Origin of the sequence: Pseudomonas sp. Fl5BN2, assembly GCF_009908205.1 — a bacterium.
Lineage (GTDB): Bacteria > Pseudomonadota > Gammaproteobacteria > Pseudomonadales > Pseudomonadaceae > Aquipseudomonas.
In genome coordinates, this window is record NZ_JAAARL010000007.1 from 233,771 (window position 1) to 245,142 (window position 11,372).

Here is an 11,372-nt window from a genome sequence, read left to right on the forward strand (position 1 = left end):
GGTGGCCGGAGCTATCTCTGACAATTCCAACAAATAGAGAGGCAATACCATGGGTGTGTTTGACTACAAGAACTTCACTGCAGATGACTCCAAGGCGCTGTTTTCCGACGCCATGGCAATCACCCTGTACTCCTACCACAACCTCGACAACGGCTTTGCCGAGGGCTACCAGCACAATGGCTTCGGCCTTGGCTTGCCGGCAACCCTGGTCACTGCACTGATCGGCAGCACCAGCTCCCAGGGGGTGATTCCAGGTATTCCCTGGAATCCCGACTCGGAGAAGGCCGCCCAGGACGCCCTGCATCAGGCTGGCTGGTCGACCCTCAGTGCCCAGCAACTGGGCTACACCGGCAAGGTGGATGCCCGGGGCACTTTTTTCGGCGAGCAGGCCGGTTACGGCACGGCCCAGGTGGAGATCCTCGGCAAGTACGATGCCCAGGGCCACCTGAGCTCCATTGGCATCGCCTTTCGTGGCACCAGCGGGCCGCGGGAATCGCTGATCAGCGACTCCATCGGTGATGTGATCAACGACCTGCTGGCAGCCCTGGGACCCAAGGACTACGCGAAGAACTATGCCGGTGAGGCTTTCGGCAAGCTGCTCGGGGATGTTGCCGCCTTTGCCCAGGCCAATGGCCTGTCCGGCAAGGACATCCTGGTCAGCGGCCACAGCCTGGGCGGGATCGCAGTCAACAGCCTGGCGGACCTGAGCACTGAGCGCTGGTCCGGGTTCTACAAGGACTCCAACTACATCGCCTACGCTTCGCCGACCCAGAGCGCCAGCGACAAGGTGCTGAATATCGGTTATGAAAATGACCCGGTGTTCCGCGCCCTCGACGGCTCCACCTTCAACCTGTCGTCGCTGCTGGTCCACGATGCCCATCAGGACTCGGCGACCAATAACATCGTCAACTTCAACGACCATTACGCCTCGACGTTGTGGAACGTGCTGCCCTTTTCGATCCTCAACATCCCTACCTGGATTTCCCACCTGCCCACCGGCTACGGCGACGGCCTGACTCGGGTGTTGGAGTCGAAGTTCTACGACTTCACCAGCAAGGATTCGACCATCGTCGTCGCTAACCTGTCAGATCCGGCCCGGGCCAGTACCTGGGTCCAGGACCTGAACCGCAATGCCGACCCTCACAAGGGCAGCACCTTCATCATTGGCAGCGACGGCAATGACTTGATCCAGGGCGGACGCGGCAATGACTACCTGGAGGGCCGTGACGGCAATGACACCTTCCGCGACGACGGCGGCTACAACATCATCCTTGGCGGCAAGGGCAGCAATACCCTGGACCTGCAGCAGTCAGTGAAGAACTACAGCTTTGCCAGCGATGGCGCCGGGACCCTGTATGTACGCGACGCCAACGGCGGGATCAGCATTACCCGCGACATCGGGGCGATCCAGAGCAAGGAACCGGGGTTCCTCTGGGGCCTGTTCAAGGACGATGTACTGCATCAAGTCACTGACCAGGGGTTGAAGGTTGGCAACCAACTGACCCAGTACGCCTCTTCGGTGAAAGGCGATGGCGGCGACAATGTGCTCAGGGCCCATGCCGGCGGTGACTGGCTATTTGGCCTGGACGGCAACGATCACCTGATTGGTGGCAAGGGCAATGATGTGTTTGTCGGCGGCGCCGGCAATGACCTGATGGAGTCAGGAGGTGGCAACGATACCTTCCTGTTCAACGGGCATTTTGGCCAGGACCGGATCCTCGGCTACCAGAGCGGTGACAAGCTGGTGTTCATGGGCGTGACCGGTGTCCTGCCAGGCCAGGACTACCGGGCCCATGCCAGCAGCAGTGGCAATGACACGGTCCTGACCTTCGGTCAGGATTCGGTAACCCTGGTGGGCGTCAGCCTCGAGCATCTCAACGGCTCGGGCATCATCCTCGCCTGATGCACCCGTGGCGTGGGGCTCGCAATGGGCCTCGCGTCATCCATCGGGAAAAAAAGTGACCATTTGGTCAATTAAGGACTCCAATCCCCGTAAAGCTGAAGCCGGTCAGCGCGTTACTACAGGTACGCAAGATTCTGTAGCCGCTGCCTGCGGCAGTGGCGACAAGGATTCAGTAACAGTCGATTCAAAGTAATGGCAGGAGAGTATTGACAGTGAGTAATAGCAAGAGGTGTGCGAGCGGTCTGATGCTGGCCCTGTGGGCATTCATGGCATCCGCCGATGAGCTGCCTCACAGCTCGATTTTGAAACGTTATGGGATCACCGCGGATCAGTTACCGCAGGGCTTGCCCGCGCCAGCCATTACCGAGGAGCCGGCCCCCAGTCGTTTCCAGGTGGGGCCGGAACAACCCTGGGCGCAGTTTCGCCTGAAGGACGGCGAGGCGCCGGACCTCACTGGCAACATCAGCATCGACAACGCCAATGCTCGCGAGCGCCAGCGCTGCCACCAGGTGCGTGACGAGCTGTCAAAGCGTGGCCAGTTGCAGGGCTTTTTCTGTGAACCAGGGCAGGGGGCCTCTTCCTGGATGCACTGAAGCGCGTTGTTCAGTCATTTTCCCGGGCGGACGGTAGCCACATCGTCCGCCTTGACCCGGATGGTCTTGCCGGAGATGTCCTGGAATTCATAGAAACCATCCGCACTCTTGGTCTTGGGCTGGTCCCGGGTCAGGTACTGAGTACCGTTCTGCAGGGTCACCACGGTCGGTGAGGCACAGCCGGCCAAGGCCAGGGCGCTGAGCGTGGCCAGGAGCAATCCCAGGTTCTTCACATTCATACAGACCTCTTGTCGGTGGGGGTATCCGCGTTAGCCGGACACTATAGTCATGGCCCCTTGGTGTAGTGAAGACGACGAAAGTTCGCCAGGTCATTGGAAAAATCTTCTCCCCGCCATTTATCCAATAGTGTTTGCCAGGGCGGGTGCCGGCTGTTATCTGTACGCATAACCAGTATTGATCCAGCCGTGGCGTCTTCGTTCAGTGACTTCCAACCCTCTCGAAAATCCCCTCTATTACCTGCACAACTTCCAGCAAGTGCTGAACTGGCTGAAGCAGCGCTATGCCGATGTATTGAGCGCCGAAGAGCAGAGCTTTATCGACGAATTCGCGCTTCTGCCCCAGCCGTCCCAGGCATTGCTGGTGCGCATGGTGATGCGCAAGGGACGGCATTTTCGCCTGGGCAAGCTCAGCTACCCGGAGATCGGCGACAGCGCCCAGGCGCTGCAACCGCTGCTGCAACTGGGCTGGGTCGACGAGCAGGCGCCACTGACCCTGGAGGAGTTGTTCGGCCTGCTGCAGAAAGCCGAGATCCTCCAGAGCTTCAAGGCCGCAGGACTCCAGGCCAAGGCCAAGAAGAACCAGTGGCTGGAGTCGCTGCAGGCGCTGTATCCGATGCCGCAGGCTTTCTCCCAATGGTGCCCCGAGCTTGCAGACCGGCTCCTGAGCCTGACGCTGATGCCGTTGTGTGATCGCCTGCGGCTGATGTTTTTCGGCAACCTCTACCAGGACTGGTCGGAGTTCGTGCTGGCGGACCTGGGGATCTACAGCTACGAAACCGTCGAGATCAGCGCCGACGCCCGGGGCCTGCGCAGTCGGGACGACGTTGAAGGCTTCTGCTACTTGCATGAGTGCCAGGAAGCGTTCGAGGCCGGTACTGAACTGCCCCGAGTGCTGGAGCGCATCGCAGCGTTCAGGAGCGCCAACCCCTGGCTGGAAAAACGCCGTGGCAAGCTGCTGTTCCTGCTGGGCCAGCATTGCGAGCGCCTGGCGGACTGGGCACTGGCCCGAGAGATCTATCAGCAATGCGCGTACCCCGGCGCACGCCAGCGACTGATCCGGGTGCTGGAGCGCAGCGCCGAGTACCAGGCGGCCCTGGCGTTGGCGGAGCAGGCAGCGGCCGCGCCGCAGAGCGCCGCCGAGGCCCAGCAGCTGTTGCGCATGCTGCCCCGGCTGCGCCGCAAGCTGGGCGGGCCGCCCTTGCCCCGAGTGGTCAGTCGTGAAGTGGCGCGGCTGGATCTGTGCTTGCCCCGTGACGAGCAGGAGCGGGCGGTAGAGCTGCATGTCCAGGCCCATCTGCACCAGCCCCGGGTGCCGGTGCACTACGTGGAGAACAGCCTGATCAACTCGCTGTTCGGGCTGCTTTGCTGGCCGGCAATTTTCGCGCCTTTGCCGGGGGCCTTCTTCCACCCGTTTCAACGCGGGCCGGTGGACCTGTTGAGCGAAGACTTCCATGAGCGGCGCAGCGAACTGTTCCAGGCTTGCCTGCAGGAGCTGGATGATGGCCGTTATCGGGACAGTATCCGCCAGCGTTTTATCGCCAAGTGGGGCCTGCAATCGCCCTTCGTGTTCTGGGGCGCCTTGAGCGAGGCGTTGCTGGAGCAGGCCCTCTATTGTCTGCCGGCCGAGCATCTGAAGCTCTGGTTCCAGCGTTTGTTGCTGGACATCAAGGCCAATCGCGCCGGCATGCCGGACCTGATCCAGTTCTGGCCCGAGGAAAAGACCTACCGCATGATCGAGGTCAAGGGCCCGGGGGATCGCTTGCAGGATAACCAACTGCGCTGGCTGGACTTTTGCGAGGAGCACCAGATGCCGGTGGCGGTGTGTTATGTGCAATGGCAGGACCCTGCGACGTGAGCTACCGCATCGCGGTGCGCGCCTTGTGCGAGTTCAGCGCCAAGACCGGCGACCTTGACCTGCGTTTTACCCCGTCGCCGACCGCCCAGGAGGGAATCGCCGGGCATCGCACCGTGGCGGCCCGACGCAATCCCGGTTACTAGAGCGAGGTGGCCCTGGAGGGCCAATACGCTGAGCTGCTGGTCAAGGGCCGGGCGGACGGTTACGACCCGGCGCAGAACCTGCTGGAGGAGATCAAGACCTACCGCGGCGACCTGGCCCGCATGCCCGACAACCACCGGCAGTTGCACTGGGCCCAGGCCAGGGTCTATGGCTGGTTGCTGTGCCAGAGCCTGCAACTGCCGAGCATCCGGGTGTCGCTGGTGTATTTCGACATTCTCAGCGAACAGGAAACCGCGCTGGTCGAGGAGTGCAGCGCCCAGGCGCTGGAGGCCTTTTTCAATCACCACTGCGCAGTGTTCCTGCAGTGGGCACAGCAGGAGATGCGGCATCGTGCCGCCAGGGATCAGGCCACCCGCAGCTTGAGCTTTCCTCACGCCGAATTTCGACGAGGGCAAAGGCCCCTGGCCGAATCGGTGTACAAGGCGGTCAGCACCGGCCGCTGCCTGTTGGCCCAGGCACCCACCGGGATCGGCAAGACCCTGGGGACGATCTTTCCGATGCTCAAGGCCATGGCCCCACAGCAACTGGACAAGCTGCTGTTCCTCACCGCCAAGACTCCGGGGCGGCAACTGGCCCTGGATGCGGCCCGAGTACTGTTCGCCGGGCAGTCCGAGTTGCCATTGCGAGTGCTGGAGTTGGTGGCTCGGGACAAGGCCTGTGAGCACCTGGACAAAGCCTGTCACGGTGAGTCCTGCCCGCTGGCAAAGGGCTTCTACCTGCGCCTGCCAGCGGCACGCCAGGCCGCCAGCCAGGTGCCGATGCTGGATCGCCAGGCCTTGCGGCAAGTCGCCCTGGAGCATCAGGTCTGCCCTTACTACCTGAGCCAGGAAATGGCCCGTTGGAGCGACCTGCTGGTGGCCGACTACAACTACTATTTTGACTTCAGCGCCTTGCTGTTCAGTCTGGCCCAGGCCAATCAATGGCAGGTCGCGGTGCTGGTGGACGAGGCGCATAACCTGGTGGAGCGCGGTCGTGGCATGTACAGCGCCAGCCTCGATCAGCAGCAACTCGACAGCGTGCGCAAGAGTGCGCCCCAGGCGCTGAAAAGCTCGCTGCAACGGCTCAACCGGGAATGGAATGCCCTGCACAAGGAGCAGCTCGCGGCGTATCAGGCCTACGACCAGCTACCCACGGCACTGCTCAAGGCCCTGGGGCTCTGTGTGGCAGCCCTGGGGGATTACTTCAACGAACAGCCGCAGGGCCTGGACAGTGGGTTGCAGGGGTTGTATTTCGAACTGCTGCAGTTTGCCCGGGTGGCCGAGTTGTTCGACGAGCAGCAATTCATCTTCGATATCAGCAAGCGCTCGCTGGGTGCCAAACGCAGCCTGTCGCGCCTGAGCCTGCGCAACGTGGTGCCGGCGGCGTTGATCGGGCCACGCTTGACGGCGGCCCGCAGTACCGTGCTGTTTTCCGCCACCCTCAATCCCCGGCATTACTACGCGGACCTCTTGGGGCTGCCGGAGACAACGGTGTGGCTGGACGTCGAATCGCCGTTCGCCGCCGAGCAGCTGGAGGTGCATATCGTCAGCCGCATCTCCACTCGCTACGTCCACCGGCAGGCGTCGCTGGCACCCATTGTCCAGCTGATGGCCCGTCAGTTCGCGGCGCGGCCGGGTAACTACCTGGCATTCTTCAGCAGCTTCGACTACCTGCAGCAGGTGGCCGAGTTGCTGGCCCGCGAGCACCCAGGAATTGCCTTGTGGCTGCAATCGCGGGGCATGGATGAAGCGTCGCGCCAGGGGTTTCTCGAACAGTTTCGCGCCGATGGGCAAGGCATCGGTTTCGCCGTGCTTGGCGGGGCCTTTGGCGAAGGTATCGACTTGCCGGGGTCGAAGCTGATTGGCGCCTTCGTCGCCACGCTCGGCCTGCCGCAGCTCAACCCGTTGAATGAGCAGATGAAGCAGCGCATGGCTGCGCTGTTCGGTTCGGGTTATGACTACACCTACCTGTACCCCGGGTTGCAGAAGGTCGTGCAGGCGGCAGGCCGGGTCATTCGCAGCCAGGCGGATCGCGGGGTGGTGCTGTTGATCGACGACCGTTTCGCCGAGCCCAGGGTGCGTCAGCTCTTGCCGAGCTGGTGGGCAGTCGATTCCCTCCGCGTGCCGTTGGCCTCCAGCTAGAGACCTGAGCACGCGGGTGCTGGAACGAGGTGGCAAAGGAGGGTTGCAGCGGGCTTGAGGCCGAGTGCGAAGTTCAGCGGCCCTGAGGGGCTCGGACAAAGCGGCGCAGGGTCTGGCCCGGGCCGGTGCTGAATCGGGTCGGCCGTGGCTGGCCCTCATCGGCGGCGATGAACACGAAGTCATCGCCCGTCAGTTGGTAGCTGGCCGGCAACGGCTTGCCCGCATCGGCCCCGATGGCGTCGATCCAGGTGATCGACTTGGGTGTGGTGCTGCTGTCGAGGGTGAAACACCCGGCCAGCAGCAACTCACCCTCAACCGTTACCACGCGAAACTGATTGCCCTCGATCAGGGTCAGGGCCCCTGGAGCACTATGCTCGTCCGGTGGGTTGCTGACGCCGCTGTCTTCCATGCCGGTCTGCTCCCAGGCACCTTGCAGGCGCTCGAGGTCCAAAAGGTCGTTGGTCTTGCGTGATGACGAAATATCCATTTTCGATGGGTTTCCAAAGGGGCAGTTCAGTTGAAGATGTTGCGGCCAATGCAGTAGGTCAGCAGATCCTGGTCACTCTGCACTTCCAGTTTACGCATGGCGGAGATTTTTTGTGCGCTGATGGTTTTCGAACTGCGGTTCTGGCTCCGGGCGATATCGCTGACGCTTTTTCCGGACACGAACAGGCGGAGGATCTCGAACTCCTTGGGTGACAGGGTGGAAATACGTTCGTCGATCGCTACATTCGATTCCATGACCGAGTTGGAGGCGGGCTCCAGGCTGCGGTAGACGCCGTTCTGGGCAATGGCCTTGAGGGCGACCTGGATTTCTTCATGCAGCTGGCTCTTTTGGATCACTCCCACCACCCCCAGCTCGTGCAGGCGAGTGAGGATCAGTTGATTGGAAATCATGGTCAGGATCAGGATCTGCAAGCTGGGGAAGTTGCGCTTGATATATTCCACCAACTTCAGACCGTCGCCGTAAGGTGAGTCTCCAGGCATGTTGTAGTCGGTGATGACGATGTCGACCGGTTGCGCCTCCAGCAACTGGATCAGGCCTTCGGAACACATGGCTTCACCGACTATCTCGAAGCGATCGTTGCGCTCCATCAGCTCGCGAACTCCGAGAAGCACAATGGGGTGATCGTCAGCAATGACTACTTTCAGTTTTTCCATGGCAAACACACCCGTGTAATACGCTAATTAGTTAAGAAAACGTGAGGCTGCCGGTACATTAAACCCTGGCGGCCATTATTCAAGGGGCAACAGAAGTCCGGACAAGCGCAGCATCAGTTGCCTGACTTGCCCCTCCAGGGCCGGAGTCAACGGGGATTCCAGCAATTGACACTCCAGTTTGGCGCAGGTCTTGGCCAGCGTAGCGGCCTGTACTGCGCCCATGGCTCCGGCAATGCTGTGCAGGCGCTCGGCGGCGGTCTTGGCGGCGCCGCTTTCCAGGGCATCATTCAGCCGCTGCAGATCTTCGTGCATGGTGCTCAGGAACAGCGGCCGCATCCTCTCTGAAACCTGAATATTATCGTCTGCGGGGCCTGCTGCCACAGGCTTGATCTGGGCCACAGGTGGTTTTTTTACCAGCGGCGCGGCCTTGATAGGCGCTGGATTGCGCCGGGTGGGGGGATCGCAGAGTTTCGACAGCTGTCCGCGCAGGGTCTGCAGGTTCATCGGTTTGACGATCCAGGTGTTCATCCCCGCGGCCAGGCAGCGGCTGCCTTCCTCGCGCAGAGCATTGGCGGTGACCCCGATAATCGGCAGCCGGGGATCGCGTCTGCGCAGTTCCCTGGCCAGGTCGTAGCCGTTCATGATCGGCATATTGACGTCGGTCACGGCGATGTCGAACCGCTGTGGTTGCCACAGCTCCAGGGCATGTTCGCCATTGTCCGCCAGGGTCACCTGGCACCCCAGGGCTTCCAGTTGCTCCTTGATGATCGCTTGGTTGATCGGGTTGTCTTCCGCCACCAGGATGCGCAGGTCCAATTGTTGCAACGTGCCGTTCTCCCGGCGGTTCATGTGCAGGGGGTGCCCCTGGCGAGCCAGGGATGCAGCCAGGGCGATGGCGCGGATATCGTGGGCGTCGACGGCCCATTCTGTTGCTTGATCATTGTGTTTGTAGTGTCCAGTGGAGTCTGCATTGACGCAGGGGCCGGGCCAGCGGGGCATGGTGTCCCGGGGCAGCATGTCGATGAGCAGCCGGTCCTGCGGTTTGTCTTCCCAGTTGACCGGTGCCGGAAACGCCTGGATACCCAGGCGATTGAGCCAGTCGCAGGTGCTTTTCATCAGCTCTGGCACGGGGGCCCGCACATACACCGGCGGCCCATCGGGCAAGGGCTGGGTGCCGGGCAGGGGGCCTGGCAGGTATTGCAGGCCCAGGCGCAGAGAAAAGCTACTGCCCAGTCCCGGTTCGCTGACCACCTGCATCTGCCCATTCATCATTTCGCAGAGGCGCTGACAAATTGCCAGCCCTAGTCCAGCCCCGGCCTCGGTAGACGCGTCGCGGACCTGATAGAAGGGATCGAACAGTTGCGGTTGCTGCAAGGATGAGATGCCGATGCCCGTGTCGGTGACTTGCCATTCGATCTGGGCTTGCTGTTCTTTGAGTTCCAGCACCCGGACGCGCAACACCACCCGGCCGCTGTCGGTGAACTTGATCGCATTGCTCAGCAGGTTGTTGAGAATCTGGCGGATCCGCGTGGCGTCGCCCAGCATCAGGTTCGGCAGGTTTGGATCGATACAGGCATAGAGCATCAGCCCGCAACGCTCGGCAAAGGCCGCGTAGGTGTGCAGGGCATCCTCCACCATGTCCAGCGGGCAGAACTCCAGCGGCTCGATGCTCATCTGGCCGGCCTCGATCTTGGACACATCGAGAACATCACTGATCAGCTGGAACAAGGTGCTGGAGGAGCGCTGAATGGTTTGCAGGTAATCGCTCTGGCGTGGGTCCAACTGGGTCAGGCCGAGCAGTTCCAGGGTGCCGAGCACGCCGTATAGTGGCGTGCGGATCTCGTGGCTCATGGTGGCCAGGAACAGCGTCTTGGCTTCGTTGGCGGCATCCGCCGAGCGCCTTGCCTGTTCCAGCGCCTGGACGTCCTCAACGTGATGGGTGACATCATTGAAGGCACAGAGCAGAACATCCTGGCCCTGGTAGCGGGTCGAGACCAAGCCTACCTGCAGGTGTCGCCCGCTGACGTCCAGGGCGGTTTCGCTGCTGTCGATCATGCTCGGGTCTTGCTCCAGCAATGACAACAGCTCGGCCGTACCTTGCCATTGTCGGGCCTGATGGTTTTCCAGCAACACCTTGAAGTTGTCGCGGCGCATCACGCACAAGCCTGCGGGGGCAGTATCGATAACTACCCGGCTGAAAGCTTCGCTCTCGGCGATGGTCTGGTGGGCCAGTTGCGCCGGCGCCACTACCTTGTCGCGGTACCAGCGGCTGGCGGCCCAGCCGCAGGCCACAGCGCCCACCGCCAGGACCAGCAGACTCAGCAGGGCCCACAAGGCGTAGTCGAAATAGCTCTTGTAGCTGATGGTGTAGAGCCCGGTCCAAAGGGCTGGCGTGTGGCTGGTTACCTTGAGGATCATCCCGTGCAAGCCGAAGTTCAGGCCCTCATGCAAGACCTTGGCCGGGTCCTGGGAGCCGGTGAGGACGATGCCGGAAGGCTCGATAAGGGTGAACTCATCGTAGATCGACCATTCCAGGAGGCGTTCGATGTTGTTGACTTCGTCCAGGTTGAGCAGCGACGCCACCACCATCCAATTGTTCGCCCCACGGATCTGCAACTGGTTCGGTGCCAGGTGCAGGTTGATGTACGCCAAGAGCTTGGGAGCGACATCCGTCGAGGAGGGCAGGTGGTATTTTTCCCAGTAGACCTGGTTGTCCGGGAAGCCATTGTTCTTCACCGCCAGATGCCGCAGCACCCGTTCCACTACGCTGTTGTAGCGGGCATCGCTTCTCCAGGGATTACCGCGCATATGCCGCGCCGCGGGCACGCTGATGTCGAAATTGCCGAAGGTATTGAACACAAAGGTACGGGGCGCGGGATAGTGCGAGGTCGACCAGAAGGCGCTGTAGAAGGTCGACAGGTGCATGCCCAGGGTAAAGACCTTGGGCAGTTCGCTGGCGGCCAGTTGCTGGTGATTGAAGTTGAGGCTGAAGGGAATCGAATACGGGTACTCCTGGCCTTCATAGCTATCGTGTCCTTCACCGGGCAGCGGCTGTTGCAGGTACAACGGACGCTGATCGCCAGCCATCAGCGAATTGATTGAACTGCTTGCTGCCACTCGCCGGAGAAACAACTCCTGCTCCTGGATGTTTTCCATCAGCCGGGCGAAGTGAAACCGTACCGTGCTGTTCTGCTCTTCGACCAGCCGTTGGGTGGCCCAATAGAGTGTCGCGAGCAGTAACAACGCCAGGCCCAATAGAATCAGCAGCCCCCTGTTCAGCCGGATCGAGCTTCGAGTCAGGTTCTCCAGGAAGCTGTTGCTGTATGTCATCACTGATTT

7 protein-coding genes and 1 pseudogene are annotated in these 11,372 nt (G+C 61.4%); 4 read left to right on the forward strand and 4 right to left on the reverse strand.

The window, feature by feature from the left end; all coding sequences use genetic code 11:
• The first annotated feature begins 49 nt into the window (after nucleotides 1-49).
• Both GV819_RS12450 and GV819_RS12455 read left to right on the forward strand, forming a co-directional pair.
• Nucleotides 50-1,903, forward strand: a complete 1,854-nt coding sequence (locus tag GV819_RS12450; RefSeq protein WP_161756383.1) for a polyurethane esterase — start codon at nucleotides 50-52, stop codon at nucleotides 1,901-1,903.
• Between the two features lie 212 nt (nucleotides 1,904-2,115).
• On the forward strand, nucleotides 2,116-2,496 hold the full coding sequence (locus tag GV819_RS12455; protein ID WP_161756384.1) for a hypothetical protein: 381 nt from the start codon (nucleotides 2,116-2,118) through the stop codon (nucleotides 2,494-2,496).
• 14 nt (nucleotides 2,497-2,510) lie between these two features.
• Here the strand turns inward: GV819_RS12455 and GV819_RS12460 are convergent, their stop codons facing one another.
• Complete coding sequence (locus GV819_RS12460; protein ID WP_161756385.1) at nucleotides 2,511-2,735, reverse strand: YgdI/YgdR family lipoprotein; 225 nt, start codon at nucleotides 2,733-2,735, stop codon at nucleotides 2,511-2,513.
• 202 nt (nucleotides 2,736-2,937) lie between these two features.
• Here GV819_RS12460 and GV819_RS12465 point away from each other — a divergent pair, with 202 nt between their 5' ends.
• Nucleotides 2,938-4,590, forward strand: a complete 1,653-nt coding sequence (locus tag GV819_RS12465) for a VRR-NUC domain-containing protein (protein ID WP_161756386.1) — start codon at nucleotides 2,938-2,940, stop codon at nucleotides 4,588-4,590.
• A pseudogene (locus tag GV819_RS12470) lies at nucleotides 4,587-6,872 on the forward strand (ATP-dependent DNA helicase). Before GV819_RS12465 ends, GV819_RS12470 begins: the two are co-directional and overlap by 4 nt.
• 73 nt (nucleotides 6,873-6,945) lie before the next feature.
• Here the strand turns inward: GV819_RS12470 and GV819_RS12475 are convergent.
• From GV819_RS12475 to GV819_RS12485, 3 genes are all read right to left on the reverse strand, one after another.
• The gene (locus tag GV819_RS12475) at nucleotides 6,946-7,359 is read right to left on the reverse strand and encodes a TIGR03067 domain-containing protein (protein ID WP_161756387.1); all 414 of its coding nucleotides are present in this window, start codon (nucleotides 7,357-7,359) and stop codon (nucleotides 6,946-6,948) included.
• Between the two features lie 26 nt (nucleotides 7,360-7,385).
• Nucleotides 7,386-8,033: a response regulator gene (locus tag GV819_RS12480; protein ID WP_161756388.1), complete on the reverse strand. Its 648-nt coding sequence runs from the start codon at nucleotides 8,031-8,033 to the stop codon at nucleotides 7,386-7,388.
• Between the two features lie 75 nt (nucleotides 8,034-8,108).
• Entirely contained in the window at nucleotides 8,109-11,363 is a 3,255-nt protein-coding gene (locus tag GV819_RS12485) for a hybrid sensor histidine kinase/response regulator (protein ID WP_161756389.1), read from the reverse strand.
• Between the last annotated feature and the right edge of the window lie 9 nt (nucleotides 11,364-11,372).

Coding starts and splice junctions, on each gene's coding strand:
- GV819_RS12460 (WP_161756385.1), bottom strand. CDS start 2,735: ATGAATGTGAAGAACCTGGGATTGCTCCTGGCCACGCTCAGCGCCCTG.
- GV819_RS12475 (WP_161756387.1), bottom strand. CDS start 7,359: ATGGATATTTCGTCATCACGCAAGACCAACGACCTTTTGGACCTCGAG.
- GV819_RS12485 (WP_161756389.1), bottom strand. CDS start 11,363: ATGACATACAGCAACAGCTTCCTGGAGAACCTGACTCGAAGCTCGATC.
- GV819_RS12450 (WP_161756383.1), top strand. CDS start 50: ATGGGTGTGTTTGACTACAAGAACTTCACTGCAGATGACTCCAAGGCG.
- GV819_RS12480 (WP_161756388.1), bottom strand. CDS start 8,033: ATGGAAAAACTGAAAGTAGTCATTGCTGACGATCACCCCATTGTGCTT.